The sequence below is a fragment of the Sorangium sp. So ce321 genome, from assembly GCF_051530195.1.
Lineage (GTDB): Bacteria > Myxococcota_A > Polyangia > Polyangiales > Polyangiaceae > Sorangium.
On sequence record NZ_CP150329.1, the window covers coordinates 8479123 to 8497087 of the forward strand.

General features: G+C 72.0%; 11 protein-coding genes. 4 read left to right on the top strand and 7 right to left on the bottom strand.

What is annotated here, in order from left to right; genetic code table 11:
• Positions 1 to 150: 150 nt before the first annotated feature.
• The gene (locus tag WME89_RS31285) at positions 151 to 2061 is read right to left on the bottom strand and encodes an aldo/keto reductase (RefSeq protein ID WP_438003336.1); all 1911 of its coding nucleotides are present in this window, start codon (positions 2059 to 2061) and stop codon (positions 151 to 153) included.
• A gap of 159 nt (positions 2062 to 2220) precedes the next feature.
• Positions 2221 to 2577, bottom strand: a complete 357-nt coding sequence (locus WME89_RS31290) for a hypothetical protein (protein ID WP_438003337.1) — start codon at positions 2575 to 2577, stop codon at positions 2221 to 2223.
• A gap of 988 nt (positions 2578 to 3565) precedes the next feature.
• Between WME89_RS31290 and WME89_RS31295 the strand changes: the two genes are divergently transcribed.
• Positions 3566 to 5134: an endo-1,4-beta-xylanase gene (locus WME89_RS31295; RefSeq protein ID WP_438003338.1), complete on the top strand. Its 1569-nt coding sequence runs from the start codon at positions 3566 to 3568 to the stop codon at positions 5132 to 5134.
• A gap of 240 nt (positions 5135 to 5374) precedes the next feature.
• Positions 5375 to 7348 carry an RICIN domain-containing protein gene (locus WME89_RS31300; RefSeq protein ID WP_438003339.1) on the top strand — a complete coding sequence of 658 codons (1974 nt, stop codon included), beginning with the start codon at positions 5375 to 5377 and terminating at the stop codon, positions 7346 to 7348.
• 368 nt (positions 7349 to 7716) lie between these two features.
• Here WME89_RS31300 and WME89_RS31305 read toward each other — a convergent pair whose 3' ends face one another.
• Positions 7717 to 8334 (bottom strand): hypothetical protein, encoded by a 618-nt coding sequence (locus WME89_RS31305; RefSeq protein WP_438003340.1) that lies wholly within the window; start codon positions 8332 to 8334, stop codon positions 7717 to 7719.
• Positions 8335 to 9066: 732 nt separating this feature from the next.
• On the opposite strand from WME89_RS31305, the gene leuA reads away from it, so the two are divergent.
• Entirely contained in the window at positions 9067 to 10794 is a 1728-nt protein-coding gene (gene leuA / locus WME89_RS31310) for a 2-isopropylmalate synthase (RefSeq protein ID WP_438003341.1), read from the top strand.
• A 60-nt stretch (positions 10795 to 10854) separates the two neighbouring features.
• Here the strand turns inward: leuA and WME89_RS31315 are convergent, their stop codons facing one another.
• The 4 genes from WME89_RS31315 to WME89_RS31330 all read right to left on the bottom strand — a co-directional run bounded on the left by WME89_RS31315 (position 10855) and on the right by WME89_RS31330 (position 16920).
• Positions 10855 to 11889 carry a LamG-like jellyroll fold domain-containing protein gene (locus WME89_RS31315; protein ID WP_438003342.1) on the bottom strand — a complete coding sequence of 345 codons (1035 nt, stop codon included), beginning with the start codon at positions 11887 to 11889 and terminating at the stop codon, positions 10855 to 10857.
• A 157-nt stretch (positions 11890 to 12046) separates the two neighbouring features.
• The gene (locus WME89_RS31320) at positions 12047 to 13891 is read right to left on the bottom strand and encodes a hybrid sensor histidine kinase/response regulator (protein WP_438003343.1); all 1845 of its coding nucleotides are present in this window, start codon (positions 13889 to 13891) and stop codon (positions 12047 to 12049) included.
• 279 nt (positions 13892 to 14170) lie between these two features.
• Positions 14171 to 15973 carry a hypothetical protein gene (locus WME89_RS31325; protein WP_438003344.1) on the bottom strand — a complete coding sequence of 601 codons (1803 nt, stop codon included), beginning with the start codon at positions 15971 to 15973 and terminating at the stop codon, positions 14171 to 14173.
• A 68-nt stretch (positions 15974 to 16041) separates the two neighbouring features.
• Positions 16042 to 16920, bottom strand: coding sequence for a hypothetical protein (locus WME89_RS31330; protein WP_438003345.1), 879 nt, complete (start codon positions 16918 to 16920; stop codon positions 16042 to 16044).
• 244 nt (positions 16921 to 17164) lie between these two features.
• Between WME89_RS31330 and WME89_RS31335 the strand changes: the two genes are divergently transcribed.
• Positions 17165 to 17617, top strand: coding sequence for a hypothetical protein (locus tag WME89_RS31335; RefSeq protein ID WP_438003346.1), 453 nt, complete (start codon positions 17165 to 17167; stop codon positions 17615 to 17617).
• Positions 17618 to 17965 lie beyond the last annotated feature (348 nt).

Sequence of the window (17965 nt, forward strand, 5' to 3'; positions counted from 1 at the left end):
CAACGTGCGCTGAACCGCACCCCAACACGCGGCCCGCCTTGACCAAGCTCGCGCTTTCCGGAGGCTGTTCGCACCATGGGTACCAAGAACTCCAAACGCGATCCGAAAGTCAATCTCCTCGTAGTCGCCGTCTCACCGTATCGCGGGCGCTCACGCGCCTGGGAAGAGCTCCTCGGCCGTCATGTACTTCGCCCCGAGCGCTCGCGCGAACTCCCGGTCGCTTTCCATATCGCCGACCATGACCAGGTGCTCGCGCGCGAGCTTGTGGCGCTGGATCAGCGATATCCCGAGCCCCGGCAGGGGCTTGCGGCAGAAGCAGCCGACCGGAAACGCCGGGTGCGGGCAGTACACGACCTCGGCCACGGGCAGGCCGAGGAGCTCGACCGTCCGCGAGAACGCGGCCAGGACAGCCCCTTCGCTCACCGAGCCTTTCGAGATGCCGCTCTGGTTCGACACGAAGAAGAGCGTGTATCCGTCGTTGACCCAGCGCTCCAGGACCGCGCGCCGACCGGGCAGCAGCTCGACGTCGTCCGGGTCGCGCGGGTAGATCTCGCCGCTCTTCGTCCTTCGCAGCGTGCCGTCGACGTCGAGGAGCAGGCCCCTGCCCGTGAAGAGCGGATCGACGCGCCGGGCAAACGGGATCTCCTCGACCACCGAGAACCCCTCATCCAGGTGCGGCGCCTCGAAATTCGCGGCCCACCTCGAGAGCGCCTGCGGCGGCGGCAGGTTGGGGTCCTCCTTGCCGAGCGCTTTCATGTCCTCCGGCCCGAGCAGCTTGCCGTAGCGCTCGAGGACGCGCAGGACGACGTTCGCGTAGGCCTCGTTGATGGGCGTGGCCAGGTACCGGCACCGGACCGGCACGCCGTGCGCGTGCGCCGTCCGGAGCACCGCATAGCGCGACGCGCGCGTGCCGTACGTATTGTCGAGGACCACCCGCGTTTGCCCCGAGGAGAGCAGCTCTCCGAGCTTCTTCACCACGCCGTCGAGCGTGCCGCCGAGCTCATCGCGGTTCAGGCGCGCGTACCCGCTGGCCGTGTAGCGGGCGACCTCCGACGATTTGCCTGCCCCTTGAATCCCCATGACCACGACCACCTCGGGCGCATCGCCGGGGCCTTCTCCGGGCTCGAGCTTGCGCAGGCCGGCGGGGATCACGGGGGGCGCGACCGAGGCCAGCACATCGGCCGTGGGCGCAAAGCTGGTCTTGGAGAGGTCGGCTCGATCGGGCGCGCCAAAGGGGACCCGGAGCGCGCGCATGCAGGACTCGACGCTCTCCCGCCTTGTCGCCCCGAACAGGGGAAGGACCGGGGGGCCGAGATCGAGCAGGGCCGCGAGGGCCGCCTCCTGGGGCGTGATGCTGTGACGCGCGGCGATGGGCTTTATCGCGCGGTTCTTGAGGAGGCTATCGACCTTGGCGTGACCGCCGAGGGGCCGGTGGGCGAGGAACGGAATGCCCATCTGCCTGGCGAGCTCGAGGAGGCCTCGGGCGGCGCTGCCGCGATCGAGGACGCTCAGCTCCTCCTGGAGGGCCCGCACCGGAAAGTGCCGCTCGGCCTGGCGGACCTCCGCGATGGAGGTGTTGCTGAGGCCGAGGTGCTCGATCAGGCCCTCTCTCTGGAGCTCGGCGAGGGCGCCGAGGCTCTCTTCGAGGGGGGTCCTGGGGTCGGTCACGTGGAGGAGGAGCATGAAGATCCGCGAGACGCCGAGCGCCTTCAGGCTGCCCTCGACCGTGCGGCGCAGGTGGTCGCGGCTGCCGTTCGGGGCCCATCGCCCCTTGGGTCGGGTGAGGCCCGCCTTGGTGATGACGCGCACGTCGTCGCGCGGGCCGGACCACGCGTCGAGCGCCTTATGGACGAGGCGCTCGCCATGGTGGACCTCGCGGTCGGTGAGGCAGTAGGAGTCGGCGGTGTCGAGGAGGCGTATGCCTTGATCGAGGGCAACGTGGATGACGGCGATCGCGTCCTCTTCCGAGGGGCGCCCCTCCGTGGCCAGCCGGAGCAGGCCGAGGCCGAGGGGGACGTCGAGGGGGCCTAGGACACCGTAGGGCGAGGGGGCTAGCGTCACGGAGACGCTGACGTAGCCAGGTCCGCGGCTCGATGCAAGCGCTGGCGCTGATGGTGCAAGGGCTCAGCGGCGTGCGCAGCGAGCGGCCCTCGACGGGCCCGCGCTACGCCCCGCAATGGCGGCTGTCCGCCTGTGGTCGCGCGCGTCTGCCGACACGCCCTAGCAGGATGGAGATGCCTTGCGGCTTGCTCCCGGCGTTCGAGGCTCGAGCGCAAAGTGTTTTTCACTCGCGCTGCGCCAGTGCCAGCGCTCGAGCACGCTGACAAGGGCCGCGTGGATCCAGCCCAGCGCCGCCCCGAGGCCAGGCGAAGGCTCGTCGCACAGCGTCGGTGCGACCGAGAGTCGCAGCCGGTCCTGGATGATCTCCTGAGCGCGGCGAATCGATCGAGGATCCCGGCGGTCGAACCAGATGGCTTCACCAAACGACTCGCTGGCCTCGGGGCCCTGGTCCTCCACGGGCCCGAGGTACAGGGTCACTGTATGTCGTCCCAGCGTGGCTGGCGGATCGATCAGCATGTTCCTGGGAAACAGCGTGCTCGACGCTCGTGACAGATCGGTGGCGCAAGCGAAGACTCTCCGCTACAGCGCGGCGCTCACCGTACGCTGTGGAGCGAACGCGGCCCCCTGGATGGGAGGACGCAGGCCAGGCCCTCGGAGACACCGTCCCGTGCCGAGAGAGGGCATGCCTCCGGCGCCCCCTCAGGGGGAAGGGCGCCCGACCCGGCCAAGCTCCCGGCGAGCGGCTCGCGGACCGTTCCGTTGTGGGCGTACGCTAGGCCCCTGGGGTTCTGCCTGCCGCCGGCACGCGAGGGGAGGCGGACGGCCTCGACGTTCGTCCCGCCCTTACCATTCGGGAGCTCGCTATACCCGAGCTCACCCCCTGCTGCCGCGCATCAACCACGGTGCACCCCGATGAACGCTCTCGAGGCCGCACTGTCAGCTGGCAGTGCAGATTGCTACCGCTCTCCATGTATGTCGATGGCGCATACCAGATGGGGTGGATCGCGCGTTACCCGAGTGCGCCTCCGGAATGGGGTGGATCGTGCGTTGCCCGAGTGCGCCTCCGGAATGGGATGGATCGCGCGTTACCCGAGTGCGCCTCCGGAATGGGGTGGATCGCGCGCTATCCAGCGTCACCGTTCTTTCTCCGTGATCAATGGCGTCCGCGGAGCCGACGGAGCGTGTCGGGCCTTGCGCCACCACCATCACTCCGCGACTCATAGTATCGCACCTTCATGACATCGAGGCCGGCTCGCAATGCACAATCGTCTTGACGCGACTGGCAGTCCGTAACAAGAAGCACCCTCATCGCGCCGCCTGACCGCACGTGAATTAACTTATACGCTCCGCGCGCACCTTGTTCGAGGATCACCAGCAGCGGCAACGGCCGCCGCAGCATCCTCGGGAGCCTTCATCGCGCAGCGAGCGAACCTGAACGGCAGCAGGCGGCGTCAAGCAGCAGACAATTCGCGTTTCACTTACTTATCAGGACGAGGAGAAACTTATGAGATTCGGGTTCAAGCACGCCTTGCTTGCCGCCGCGACGGGCATCCTCGCCGTGTCGTGCGTCATCGACCAGGAGCCGTACGAGGGGGAGAGCGAAGAGGAAGAGTCGCTCGAGGGCGCCATCACCGTCGATACGAGCGCCGTCTACACGATCGTCGGCCAGCAGAGCAACAAGTGCGTGGAGATCCGGGGCGGGAGCACGGCTGGCTCGGCGACCGCGCAGATCGCGGCCTGCAACGGCACGACGCGGCAGCAGTTCCGCGCGGAGTCTGCGGGCGGCGCGTTCTACCGGCTCAAGAACGTGAACAGCGGCCAGTGCCTCGCGGTGAACGGGAGCTCGACCGCGGACGGCGCGACCATCGTCCAGTCCGCCTGCAATGGCTCTGCCTGGAGCCAGCAATTCGAGTTCATCGATGTCGCCAGCGGCGTCCAGCGCATCATGGGCCGCGCCAGCGGCAAGGCGCTCGACATCATGGGCCGGTCGACCGCGGACGGCACCGGCCTCCAGCTGTGGACCTGGTCGAACAGCGACAACCAGAAGTTCTCGCTCCGGGCCGCGGGGAGCGGCTCGAGCAGCAACTCCAGCAGCAGCTCCAGCAGCAGCTCGGGCTCCGGCGGCTCCGGCGGCTCCGGCGGCTCCGGCGGCTCCGGCGGCTCCGGCGGCTCCGGCGGCTCCGGCGGTGCGGGTGGTGGTGGCGGCACCGGTGGGAAGTTCGTGGGCAACATCACGACCAGCGGCGCCGTGCGCGACGGCTTCGCGCGCTACTGGAACCAGATCACGCCGGAGAACGAGGGCAAGTGGGACGCCGTCGAGAGGACCCGCGGCTCGAAGAACTGGGCAGCGCTCGACCGGATCTACAACTACGCGAAGACGAACAACGTCGTCTTCAAGCAGCACGTCTTCGTGTGGGGTGCCCAGCAGCCCAGCTGGCTGGCGAGCCTCTCCGCGTCGGAGCAGCAGGCGGCCGTCAAGGACTGGATGCGGTCGTTCTGCGCGCGCTACCCCGACACGAAGTACATCGACGTCGTCAACGAGCCGCCGCCCCACACCACGCCTTCCTACAAGAACGGCATCGGCGGCGACGGCGCCAGCGGCTACGACTGGATCGTCAACTCCTTCAAGTGGGCGCGCGAGTACTGCCCGAACGCGGTGCTGATCCTCAACGACTACAACAACATCGAGTACGAGGGCGAGCACCAGAACTTCATGAAGATCGCGCGGGCGGTGATCAACGCGGGCGCCCCTGTCGACGCGCTCGGCGCGCAGGCCCATGACGCCTACAAGATCAACACCACCACCGTGAAGGGGTACATCGACAAGCTCGCCTCGCTGGGCAAGCCCGTCTACATCACCGAGTACGACATCGGCATCGCCGACGACAACCAGCAGAAGCGGGTGATGGAGGAGCAGTTCACGATGTACTGGAACCACCCCTCCGTCAAAGGCATCACGCTCTGGGGCTACATCGTCGGCGCCACCTGGAGGGACAACACCGGCCTCCAGCAGCCGAGCGGCGCCATGCGGCCGGCCATGACCTGGCTCATGGACTTCCTCGACCGCGGATAGGCCGCGGGCCCGGCCCCCGCGCGAGCCCGGGCGGCGCAGGATGCTGCGCTGGCCCGGGCGGCGCGGGGCGCCGCGCTGGCCCGGGAGGCGCGGCGCGCTGCCCAGGTCGGCGCGCCGGGCGCCGGCACATCGACGGGGCGGAGGGCGCAGCGCGCAGCCACGACATGGCCGCTGCGCCCTCTCGCCGCCGAACCCTGGACAGGACTGCCTTTCACTTACTCAACAGGACAGGAGAACGATATGAGATTCGCATCCAGATATGCTTTCGCCGCCGTGACAGGCATCCTCGCCGTTTCGTGCGTCGTCAGCCAGGAGGCGATCGACAGCGAAGAGGGAGCGGCGCTCGACAGCGCCGTCACGATCGAGCCGGGAGCGGTCTATACGATCGTCGGCGTGCAGAGCAACAAGTGCGTGGAGATCCGGGGCGGGAGCACGGCGGCCTCGGCGGCCGCGCAGATCGCGACCTGCAACGGCACGACGCGGCAGCAGTTCCGCGCGGAGCCCACGGACAGCGGGAACTACCTGCTCAAGAACGTGAACAGCGGCCTGTGCCTCGGGACCAACGGCGGGTCGACCGCGGATGGCGCGACGATCGTCCAGTCCACCTGCGGCACCGCCGCGAGCCAGCAATTCTCCTTCACCGACGTCGCCACCGGCGTTCAGCGGATCACCGTCCGCGGCGGCGGCAAGGCGCTCGACGTCATGGGAAGGGCGACGGCGGACGGCACCGGCCTCCAGCAGTGGAGCTGGGCGAACGGCGACAACCAGAAGTTCTCGCTCAGGACGGCGGGGGGCAGCTCGACGACGAGCTCCACCACGTCCAGCAGCAGCTCCAGCAGCTCGACGACGAGCTCCACCACGTCCAGCAGCAGCTCCAGCAGCTCGACGACGAGCTCCACCACGTCCAGCAGCACCTCGGGCGCTGGCGGCGGCGGCGCGGGCGGCGCCGGGGGAGCCGGCGGCGCGGGCGGCGCCGGAGGGGCCGGCGGCTCCGGCGGCGCGGGCGGCGGGGGCAGCACGACCGGCGCGCAGTACTACGTCGCGACGAACGGGAGCGACAGCAACCCCGGCACGCTGGATCGGCCGTTCAAGACCATCAGCAAAGGGGTGAACGCCGCCAACGCGGGCGATACAGTCTACATCCGCGGCGGCACCTACACCGGCTGGTCCAACGGCATCCACCCGACGAAGTCAGGGACACAGGCCGCCTGGATCACATTCCGCGCCTACCCGGGCGAGCTCCCGATCCTCGACGGCGGCGGCAGCGACGGCTCGGGGTTCGAGCCGGTCAGCGCGGCGGTCCGGTACATCCGGGTGATCGGCATCGCGGCGCGCAACTACACGTCGAGCGGCTTCGCGAACGGCTGGAACAACCCCTCCAGCAACATCGAGCTCAAGTACACGATCGCGGAGAACAACGGCATCAACGGCATCGCCTTCTACAAGGCGACCGGCGTGCGCATCGAGAACAGCATCATCGCGCACAACGGCAACAAGCTCCCTTCCTGGTCGAGCGGGGTCAACCTGTTCCAGGTCGGCGGGACGGCCCAGGACAACGTGGTGCATGGCAACGTGTCGTTCGAGAACATCGACATCTCCAGCAACCGGTCGGACGGCAGCGGGTTCATCCTGGACGAGAACAGCACGGGCGCCACGTTCGAGAACAACATCGGCTTCCGCAACGGCGGGTCGTGCATTCGCATCACGAGGAGCCCGAACGCCGTGATCGCGAACAACACCTGCTTCGGCAACGGCATCGACCCGAACGTCCAGTATCACCACGAGATCTTCTTCTCGGACGCGGGCTCGCGCACCGGCGCCGTGGTGCGCAACAACGTCGCGGTCGCGTCGAGCGGCAACCAGGCCCTCTTCGGCGCGACGGGCGTCACGCAGTCGAACAACCTGCTCCTGAACGGCGGGGCCGCGGCGCCCTTCTTCACCAGCACGTCGGGCGCGCTCGACTTCCACCCGACCAGCGGCGCGACGCAGCTCATCGACGCCGGCACGAGCGCCTCGGCCCCCACGGACGACATCGGGTTCGATCCGCGGTGCCTGAAGCAGCAGTCGGGGCAGGCGGTCTCGTGGTGGCAGTACGCGCCCGACTACACGTACATCGCCAGCGTGGGCGGCATCGAGGGCTGCTTCCGCCCGGTGGCCCGGCCCCAGGGCTCGGCGGCGGACATCGGCGCCTACGAGCGCCCGAGCGGCGGGTAGAGGCCCGGAGGGCTCCAGGACAGGTCGACGCCTCGATTCCGGAGGCCTCCCGGCCTGTCCGGCAGGTGAGCGACCCGGGACGAGAACCCGATCGGCCTGCGCGAGCACCACGTCGACCCGTTCCCGGGAGCCCTGCGGCATCCCGGGGCGGGTCGGCGACCCGTCTAACGACCCCCGGAGCCTCCCCGGTGGCTCGGCGACCCGCCGGGGATACCTCCCGGCCTGCCGGACAGGTCGGCGACCTGCCGGGGATACCTCCGGGCCTGCCGGACAGGTCGGCGACCTGTTGGGGATACCTCGCGGCCTGCCGGACAGGTCGGCGACCTGTTGGGGATACCTCCCGGCCTGCCGGACAGGTCGGCCGATCGTCAGAAGCGGCCGACGAGGCCGAGCCCGGCGCTGCTCGGACCGAACGACATGGGCGCGGGGAGCACGAACGCCTTGCTGACGTCGTCGCGGACCAGCACCGTGCGCGGCACGAGGAGGCCGGGCAGGAGCAGGGCGGCGCCCGTGATCTGGACGAGCCCGTCGAGGACGAGCCCCATCGTCTCGAGGCTGTCCTGCCGGGTCGTGGCCAGGGTGAGGAAGGGGCCCGCGCACGGCACGAACAGCGGCGCATAGCCCGACGAGCCGCGGTACACGGCGTCTGCGCCGCCGATCGCGGTGAACAGGTAGACCGTCCCGAAGACGATCGCGCCGCTGATCACGAGCCCCTTGCGGACGCGTGTCTCCGGGTGATAGCCGGGCGGCACCGGCTCACCATCCCTCCAGGGGAGCACCTTTGGCCCCGCAGCCGGAGCGCCGGGGTAGCCGGGGTAGCCGGGCGGCGGAGCAGCCTGCGGCGGAGGCAGGCCCTGCTCCTGCACGGGCGGCGCAGCAGGCGGAGAGGCGTCGTCCGCGCGCGCCTGCCCGGAGCTGGAGACGGAGACGAGGAGTGCGATCGCGGCAGCGAGCGACCCTCGTCGAAGCGACCCTCGATTCACCACGTCAGCCTGTTCGCGCTCGCGTCGTCGCATACTCGATCACCTCGCGCCGGGATTAGCCTGCTGGCGATCGTATACCGCCTGTCGTCAATTCGCGGCGTGATGAGCGCGGATCCATCAAAGTTTCCCTGACACCCACGCAACACGAAAGCCCATGTCAGGCATCGTGCTCCGATCTGCGGATCGCCGTGAGCCGCGAAGAGAATGACCGACAGCAGGCTGCGCTGTCCGGCCCGCGGTTGTTCGGCAGCCAGAGCTCCGATCAGCTTGGAACGCCGGGTAATGGAGAGATTTGAACCACAGAGGCACAGAGGACACAGAGGAACAACAAAAAAACTCTGTGCCCTCTGTGCCTCTGTGCCTCTGTGGTTCATTTTCTCGGGGTTTCAGCCTGTGCGGTGTCCTGGAGCGCCGCCGCCCCGGCGTGGGTCGCAGCCGCGCCGGTCGTCGCGCTCGGGCCGGGCGCGACAGCAGAAGGAGCGACATGCCCGGCCTCCGTCGATCGCGCCGCTGGACAAGCACGAGGACGTTCGCTAGATTGCTCCCCGATGTCCGTCCCTCGCGCGCGCTCCCTACGCCCCTGCCTAGGCCTACGGCCTGCGGGGCGCTGCGCGCGCTGCTGACGACGTCGTTCTTCGTCTTCGCAGCCCGGCCCCCCTTGGTTCCTTGGCCCGGTGGGGGTCCTCGCATCGTCGTCGCGACGGCTCCCATCTTCAGCTTTCAGGGAGTCTTCTCATGTCCACGATGCCCGTCCACAAATACAAGCCTTTTCAGCCCATCCACCTGCCCGACCGGCGCTGGCCCAGCCGCGTGATCGAGAGGGCGCCGCGCTGGTGCAGCGTGGACCTGCGCGACGGCAACCAGGCCCTCGTCGAGCCCATGGGGCCCGAGCGCAAGCTCCGCATGTGGAACGAGCTCCTGCGCATGGGGTTCAAGGAGATCGAGGTGGGCTTCCCCAGCGCGTCGCAGCCCGACTTCGACTTCGTCCGCCGGATCATCGACGAGGGGCTCATCCCGGACGACGTGACCATCCAGGTGCTCACCCAGGCGCGCGCCGAGCTGATCGAGCGCACCTTCGAGGCGATCCGCGGGGCGCGCCGCGCCGTCGTGCACCTCTACAACTCCACCTCCACGCTCCAGCGACGCGTTGTGTTCGGCCTGGACCGCGCGGGCATCGTCGACATCGCGGTGCGCGGGGCGACCCTCGTGAGGGAGCTCGCGGCGCGCATGCCAGAGACAGACGTCGTGCTCGAGTACTCCCCCGAGAGCTTCACGGGCACCGAGCTCGATTTCGCGAAGGAGATCTGCGAGGCGGTGATGGACGTGTGGCGACCCAGCCCGTCGCGGCAGATCATCCTGAACCTGCCGGCCACCGTCGAGATGGCCACGCCCAACATCTACGCGGACCAGATCGAGTGGATGCACCGGAACCTGAAGCAGCGCGACTGCATCGTGCTGAGCGTGCACCCGCACAACGACCGGGGCACCGCGGTCGCCGCGGCGGAGCTCGCCCTGATGGCGGGCGCCGACCGCGTCGAGGGCACGCTGTTCGGCAACGGCGAGCGCACGGGGAACGTCGATGTCGTCACCCTGGCGCTCAACCTGCTCTCCCAGGGCGTCGACCCCGAGCTCGAGATCCACGACGTCCAGGCGATCAAGGAGACGGCCGAGCACTGCAATCGCCTGCCGGTCCACCCGCGCCACCCGTACGTCGGCGAGCTCGTGTACACCGCGTTCTCGGGCTCCCACCAGGACGCGATCAAGAAGGGCTGGAAGGCCCTGCGGGAGAGCGGGAGCGCCCTCTGGGAGGTGCCCTACCTGCCCATCGATCCGCAGGACGTCGGGCGCAGCTACGAGGCGGTGATCCGCGTGAACAGCCAGTCGGGCAAGAGCGGCGTGGCCTACGTGCTCGAGCACGACCACGGCTATCAGCTGCCCAGGGGGCTCGCGATCGAGCTGAGCCAGGCCGTGCAGCGCAGGGCCGAGCGGACCGAGGGCGAGGTGCAGAAGGACGAGATCCTGGCGATCTTCGAGCGCGAGTACGTGAACCGGGGCGCGCCGCTGCGCGTCCTGGAATACAGGCGGAGCGGCCAAGGCGCGGGCGAACGACACGAGTTCCACGTGCAGATCCGCGGCGTCGCCCAGGTGCTGAGCGCCGCCGGCGCTGGACCGGTCGAGGCCTTCGCGAGCGCGCTCTCGCGTCACGCAGGGATCTCGATCGCGGTGGACGAGCACGCGGAGCACGTGATCGACACGCGCGCAGGCGCCGACACGCGCGCAGGCGCCGACACGCGCGCAGGCGCCGAGTCCGCGGCCTACGTGGCCGTCTCGATCGGGCGCAAACGCAGCTTCGGCGTGGGGACGCACCGCAGCGCCGTCATGGCGTCGCTCGCCGCCGTCGCTTCCGCGTGGAACCGCGGGCGGCCGGCGGAGCCGGCGCAGGTGGCGCTGTCGGCCGAGTGAGCGGGCGCGCGGTCCGCGGCTGGCCACGAGGCGAATGAGGCGAGGCCGCCGGACCGCCGCTCACTGCCCCGCGCGATCGTCGCTCGCGCGCAGCGCGGCGGCGTTTCGCTCGATCTCCGCCGGCGTGAGCGCCTTCGCGTAGAGCGCCGCATAGTAGAGCGCGCCCGAGAAGGTCCGCCCCCCGATCTCGCGGTTGCCGAGGACGAAGTGCCGCCCTTCGGCGAGGTCGAGCGTCGCGCCCGCCGGGGGCACGCGCTCGTGCATCGCGCAATAGCCGAGGACCGGGTTGCTCCGCGGGGCCGGTACGCCGTCGATGTAGAGCCGGACCCGGTCCTCCGCGGGCTCCTGGACGGTCGTGTCGAGCACGGCGTGGACCACCCCGCGCGCGGGGAGCTCCGCGTCCCACGCGCCGCCGCAGTTGTTGCCGTTCCACCAGAGCTCGAGCTGTCCCAGGTGCTCCGACCGGAGCGTGAAGCGGCCAGACTCCTGGCCGCTGCCGATATGGATGATGCGTGAGCCCTCGACGACGACGTCCGCGATGCGGAGCACGGCCTCCACCGTGCCGGTCCCCGATCCGTGCAGCGCGGCGTGGATCTTCGTGCCGTCGATCGGCGCGGAAGCCCGGCTGTCGGCCGCGGTCGCCGTCCAGGAGAGCCCGCTGTGCGCCGCGCCGTCGGCCGAGAAGCTCATCTCCTCTCCGTAGGTCAGCGCGAGCGGCATCGGCGCCTCCGCGGCGTCCTCGACCTGCGCGGGAGCGACCCCGGCCGTCGCCTCGTCGAGAAAATACCGCGCGACGAGGCCATCGTCGGCGAGGCAGGTGGACGTGCTCGCGCAACCGCTCCCTCCGGCGCCTCCGCCGCCAGAGGCGCTTTCCCCGCCGCCGCCGCCGTCGCCCGCGCCGGCGGTGCCGCCACCCCCCGCCGCGGTGCCCGGCCCGCCACCAGCCCCCGAACCGGAGCCGCCCGCGCCTCCGCCCCCTGCGCTGCCGACCCCGCCGCCCGCTCCAGAACCGGAGTCGGGAAGCTCGCCGAGCCGCAACTCGGGGGCACATGCCACCATGAGGTGGAGCGAGACGATCAGCAAGGGCATCCTCATTTGCCCATCCTACCGTTGCGTGCTCACCGGGAGAAGGCAGCGCGCCCGCGCTGCAGTTGCAGCCTCGGTCGTCGCCCAGAGGCTCAATCGCGATAAGGGTGCCTCGGCGATCCAGCGTTGTCCCGGTCCCTCCGCCGCGAGATCCCCCCGCAGCGGCTCACCCGCGCGCGGCCCGCGCCGCCTCGGGCGACGGCGCGAGCTCCGCGAGGAGCCGCTCCAGCGTCGCCTGGGCCACCGGCTTCGTCAGGTGGGCGTCGAACCCCGCGGCGCTGGCGAGCTTCCGATCCTCGTCCTGGCCATAGCCGGTGAGCGCGACCATCAGCGTCCCTTCCAGGGCGCTCTCGCCGCGCAGCGCCCGCGCCACGCCGTAGCCGTTCATCTCGCCCGGCAGCCCGATGTCGCAGAGGATCACGTCGGGCCGGGCGGTGCGCGCGGCGACCACGCCGTCCGCGCCGCTGTGCGCGACGGACACGGCGTGGCCGCGGCGCTCGAGCAGCAGGCGCAGGCTGTCGGCCGCGTCGACGTTGTCCTCGATGATGAGGATGCGCCGCGCGCGGCGCGCGCGGGCCGCGGCCGCGGAGCGAGGCGCGACCGCGGCGGCGGAGCGAGGCGCAGCGGAGCCCAGCGGCAGCGTGATCGTGAACGCCGCGCCGCGGCCGACGCCAGCGCTCGCCGCGCGCACGCCGCCGCCGTGGAGCTCGACCACCCCCTTGACCAGCGCGAGCCCGAGCCCCAGCCCCCCGCGGCTGCGGGCGAGGCTCTGGTCAGCCTGGGTGAACGGCTCGAAGATCCGCTCGAGGAGGGCCGGATCCATGCCGACGCCGGTGTCCGCGACCTCGACGGAGACGGCGCCGCGCGCGCCATCCGGCACGACCGAGAGGCGGACCGAGCCGCCGTCGTCGGTGAACTTGTTCGCGTTCTGGAGCAGGTTGCCGATCGCCTGAGCGAGCCGGGTCGCGTCGGCCCGGAGCCACACAGGCGCGGCCGGCAGCGCGAGCTCGAAGCGCACGCCGCGCGCCTCGAGCAGCGGCCGGTAGTCGAGGGCCGCGGCGCGCGCGAGCTCGACGAGATCGAGGCGCTCGACGGACAGCGCGATCTTGCCGCGGGAGATGCGCGAGATGTCGAGCAGATCGTCGACCAGGCGAGCCATGTGCCCGATCTGGCGGCTCATGATGGCGCGCGCGCGCGCGACCACCGGCGTCGACGGGCCGGCCACCTCGAGCAGCTCCACGGCGTTCACGAGGGGCGCGAGCGGGTTGCGCAGCTCGTGGGCGAGCATCGCCAGGAACTCGTCCTTGCGCCGATCGGCGTCCCGGAGGGCGTCCTGGGTCTGCTTGAGCTCGGCGACGAGCGCCGTGAGCTCCCGCTCCCGAGCGCGCAGCGCCTCCTCGGACGCCCGGCGGTGCGCGATCTCCTGCTCGGCGACCTCGTGCCAGCGCACCCGCTCGATCGCGAGCGCGCACTGCTGGGCCATGGCGAGGAGGAACGCGTGATCGTCGGCGTCGAACGCGCGCGAGGCAGGAAAGCAGAACCCGAGCGAGCCGACCGTCCTCGCCTCGACGACGAGCGGATACGCGACGACGGCGCCCCCGTGCTCCACGCCATGGACGCTGGCGAGGACGGGATAGCGCGCGTTGCGCTCCTCGCGCGTCGGCACGACGACGGGCGCGCCCACGCGCGCCGCCTCGGCGACAGGGACGGGGGAGTCGACCGGATACTCCGCCCAGTCCGCCTCGGTCTCGGAAGAGACCCCCTTGAAGCCGAGGTTGCGGAGCGTGACACCGTCGGACGACAGGCGCGCGACGACGCCCACCTCGGCGCCGAGCGCGGGCATCCCCTGATCGATGATGGTGCTCGCGATCTCGGCCAGGGTGCGCGCGCCCGCGAGCGCCGCGGTGATGGCCTGCAAGCGCAGGAGCCGCTCGACCGTCCGGTCGTGGCGGCGCGCCTCCACCTCGAAGACGGACCTGGCGGACGTCGGCTGCCCATCGAGTGATCGCATAGAGGCTTCGGGCCGCCGATGAGCGTAGCGCAGACCGGCGCTCGAGCATGCCGATCTCGTGGAGGCCGCGCGAAGGAGCGCGACGGAGATCGCTACGCGCCAGTTGATTTTTCGTGAGCCAGGCGGATCCCGGTCCAGTCGTCACGTCCACTCGGCCACCGGCGCAGGTCACCCGTGACGGCGACCCCTGGCCCGGCGGATCCCGCCGCGGCGCGACGGCGCGGTCCACCTCCCTGGCGCCGCGGCGAGGTCGCTCGACTTGGCGCCGCGGCGAGGTCGCTAGAGCGTCAGCAGGTACGACGCGATCACCGCCGCCCGCTGGTCCTTGCGCTCGCCGAGGAACGCGCCGACCTCGTCGGCGAGGCCGGCGCGCCCACCGTGCTCGCCGAGCGCCCGGAGGCGCGCGCTCGCGATCTCGCCCGCGAGGGCGTGGGCCGCGCCCTGCCGCGCCTCCGCCGCGCGGATGGACGCCATCCACGCGCGCACGATCGCGCGCGCCGCCTCGGGCCGCGCCTCCGGGCCGCCGGACGCGTGCAGCGCGAGCGCGCGCTCGAAGGCGGGCTGGAGGAGGCTCCAGCGCTCCGCGGCCCGCGCGCCGGACGGGACGGGCGCGAGCGCCTGCGCCTCGAGCCACGCGCGCAGGTCCGCGTGGCGGTCGATCCAGCCGAGGTTCGGCGCGAGCGCCCGCGCGGCCACCTCGCCCACGGGATCCTCGTCGAGGGGCGCGCCGAGCGCGGGGCGCGGCTCGTCGCCGCTCGTGTCGCGCGGGCCGATCTGCGCGGGCGTCGCGGAAAGCAGCCGGAGCAGGAGCCTCACCCGCCGCGCCTCGTCCACGCCGCCGAGCCGGAGCGCCACGCGCATCCGGCAGAGCGCCTCGGTGCTCAGCCGGACGCGCTCGCCGTCGAGCACGGGGGCGACGAGCGCGTCGAAGCGCCGGGGCGCCTCGTCGGGCGGGAGCCACTGCCCGAGCTCCTCGATCACGCGGCAGCGCGGCGCGCTGAAGCGCAGCGCCGCGAGCTCCGCGTCGAGGTCGCGCACACGCGCGAGCGCGTCGGCCGCCGGGACCTCGCCGCCCGCGGGCTCGGCGTCGAGCCAGTCCGCCCACACGCGGAAGCGGTCCCGCCGGGGCGGCGGCAGGTCGGCGCCGGCGAGCGATCGCTGCGGGACGTCGAGGTCGTGGAGCGCCCCGCGCGCCACCTCGGCCAGGTCGCGCGCGGCCCCGGCGAGCCCCTGCGTGAGCGGGAGCTCGCCCCTCGCCGCGAGGACCCTCTCCACGAGCGCCCGCGCCTCGGGGCCCACGCCGAAGCGCGCCGCGTACGTCCCCACGTCGGCGAGCCGGCGGAGCACGAGCTCCAGCGCGACGCGGTCCGCCGGGCCGTCCAGCCGCCGCGCGAGGTCGGGCAGCCAGGCGCGCAGCAGCGAAGGCCCCGCGTCGCCCCGCGCGCGCGCCGGATCGCCCGAGGGCGGCTCGCGGAGCAGCGCGGCCGCGGCGCCGTGCAGGAGGAGCAGCTCGCGGGCGTCGGCGCCCTCGCGCAGCCGGTCGAGCACGAGCCGCCGGCCCGCCTGGTCGTTCACGAGCCAGGACGCAGGGAGGCTCGCCAGGGCGAGGTGCCGGACGAGGGATCGCGGCGGCGCCGGCCCGGGCTCGTCCGGGCCGAGCTGGTAGGCGGTGGCGCGCTCCTCGCCACGCGCGGCGAGCGGCAGGAGGACCCGCGGGTCGTGGACGGTGCGCAGGCGGGCGACGAGGAGCCGCGAGAAGACGAGCGGCTCGCCGCGCAGCGCCGCCGCGTTCTCGGCCGCGAGCTCCTCGCGGCAGCGGGGCTCGGCGACGGTGTCGCTCGCGTCCGGGAAGAGGCCCGGGAGGGACTCGAGGATGCGGGCGCGGACGAGCGGGGACGGCGCCCGGACGGCCCGCTCCCGCTCGCGCCGCATGAGCGCGAGCAGTTCGTCCGGCGCCGGCCGGCCCACCCGCGGCGTGGCCCCGGTGAGGCAGCGGGGAGCGCCGGCGGTCGTGCTGCCCGCGCAGGCGCACAGCGAGAGGGCGAGGGCGGCGAGGGCGGCGAGGGCGGCGAGGCGTCTCACGCCGCCCCTTGTACCAGCGGCGAGGCCGCCCTGCTCACGGCGCCGCCCCGCGCGCGGGGCGGCGTCGCTCAGTTGGCGAACAGGGTCACGCCGAGGCCCGGCCTGAACGTCTCAAAGAAGGCGCCGCCTTCGCGGATCACCGCGCCCACCATCAGGCGCGCGTTCACGGAGAGCCGCGGCGCGACCCAGTATTCAAGCCCGCCTCCTGCGGCGACCGACGAGAACGAGACCGCGCCGTCATCGGCCCCGGCGTCGATCGGCTCGCGGTCGCCCGACGCGGTGACAGAGCGGAGGTAGTGCGCGGCTTCTCCAGCGAAGAAGAGGTGAACGTCCTCGCCGAGGTCGCCGAGGAAGACGACCACCTCGGCTCCGGCCCCGAAGCTCACCGCCGTCTCGCTGTCCGACGCGCCGATACCTATCCCGGCCACGCCGGCCAGAGACACCGAGTCGCTGACGAAGCCGCGCAGGGCGAGGGTCGAGCTCATGGGGAGCAGCTGGCCCGCCGCGGCCGTCGCGCCGCCCAGCGTGACGCCGAGACCGACCCGCCCAGCGCGGGGTCCCCTGCTCGCCTGGCCATTGGCGCCGTCCGCGCCTGACGACCGGGCGGCCGGCGCGCCAGGCTGGGCCGTCGCTGCGGCCGGCGCGCCGGGCTGGCCCGTCGCCGCGGCCGGCGCGCCGGGCTGGCCCGTCGCCGCGGCCGGCGCGCCAGGCTGGCTGGCGGGCACGCCGAGCGTCGGCGGCGCCCCCTGGCCCGCAGGCGCGGCGCCCGGCGCCGGAGCCGCGGAGGCGCCCGCCGGAGGCGGGGCGGCCTTCTTCTGCTTCTCCTGCTGCTCGATCTCCTGAGCACGACGGTAGGCCTTGACCTCGGCGAGCCGCTGTTGCGCCGTCTTGCTCTGTCCCGCACAGCCAGTGACAAGCGCGAGGAGCGCAACGAACCATATCCGCATGAACGTCCTCCAGACAGGGGGCGCGCGTATACCACGGCGCACCTGGAAGACAACGGAGCGGCAAATGTCCGTCAGTCGCGTACCGCGCGCTGGCCCCTGCGACTCCGCAGGTCGCGCCGGACGGCGCGGGCGCCGGTGGCACACCCGCGACAGCGGTGTCGCTCCACGCCAGCCGCCGGCGGGCGTGCGCTCGACTGCACGCGCCGGTACGCACCTTGCGTTGACCGCCGGCCGGAGGGACAAGATGCGCAAATGCATGGTGACGGCCGGCGTGCTCCTGCTGGTCGGGTGCGGTGGGGCGGACCTGCCCGAGGGGTGGGAGGACGCCGAGGCGATCGAGGGCCTCACGCAGAGCGAGTGCCTGGCGAGCGCGTACGACGAGACGGTGAAGGAGACGCTCGCGGCCACGCCCGAGAGCGGAGCCGTGCGCCTCGACTACCGCGCCGCGCACTTTCGCTGCGATCAGGCGGTCGAAGGGTTCGTCCGGACGGCCGGCGGCAAGACGGAGGTGCTCGTGCAGCCGACGGAGATGGACCCGGGCGCCGTCGCCGGGTGCGACTGCCTTTACGATATCGGCGTGACGCTCGAGGGCCTGGGCAAGGGAGCCGTCGCCGTCGAGCTGTACCGGCGCTGGGACAACCTCAACGAGCCGAACGATCCGGTGAAGGTCGGCTCCGCGGATGTCCAGATCCCCTGAGGATCATCTACCCGTAACGCGCCTCCGGGCATCGCCGGCTGGCGCGGCCGACCCGGCGACCGCTCAGGGCCGTTTCGTTCTTCGCGCCGCCTGGCACTCTGGCGGCGCACCGTCGACAACCTCGAGATCACCCGCCAGCGGCTCCACGACGCGCGCCTCGTGGGGCGCCCATGCGAGCGGCCCGAAACCGCGGTTCAATGGCTATGCGCGGTGGGTTGTCCCGCGAGTGCGCCCCTGGTTGGTCGCTCCGGCCGGATCGGTGTCAACCTTTCGGAAGAAGGTCTGTGAGGACCGCGCCGATCGGGCCGCCAGGCGGGAGCCATCGCCGAGGAGAGCGAGGCCGTGGTG

What these genes read in the sequence shown, in the direction of transcription:
- WME89_RS31290 (WP_438003337.1), bottom strand. Translation starts at nt 2,577, where the DNA reads ATGCTGATCGATCCGCCAGCCACGCTGGGACGACATACAGTGACCCTG.
- WME89_RS31295 (WP_438003338.1), top strand. Translation starts at nt 3,566, where the DNA reads ATGAGATTCGGGTTCAAGCACGCCTTGCTTGCCGCCGCGACGGGCATC.
- WME89_RS31300 (WP_438003339.1), top strand. Translation starts at nt 5,375, where the DNA reads ATGAGATTCGCATCCAGATATGCTTTCGCCGCCGTGACAGGCATCCTC.
- leuA (WP_438003341.1), top strand. Translation starts at nt 9,067, where the DNA reads ATGTCCACGATGCCCGTCCACAAATACAAGCCTTTTCAGCCCATCCAC.
- WME89_RS31315 (WP_438003342.1), bottom strand. Translation starts at nt 11,889, where the DNA reads ATGAGGATGCCCTTGCTGATCGTCTCGCTCCACCTCATGGTGGCATGT.
- WME89_RS31320 (WP_438003343.1), bottom strand. Translation starts at nt 13,891, where the DNA reads ATGCGATCACTCGATGGGCAGCCGACGTCCGCCAGGTCCGTCTTCGAG.
- WME89_RS31330 (WP_438003345.1), bottom strand. Translation starts at nt 16,920, where the DNA reads ATGCGGATATGGTTCGTTGCGCTCCTCGCGCTTGTCACTGGCTGTGCG.
- WME89_RS31335 (WP_438003346.1), top strand. Translation starts at nt 17,165, where the DNA reads ATGCGCAAATGCATGGTGACGGCCGGCGTGCTCCTGCTGGTCGGGTGC.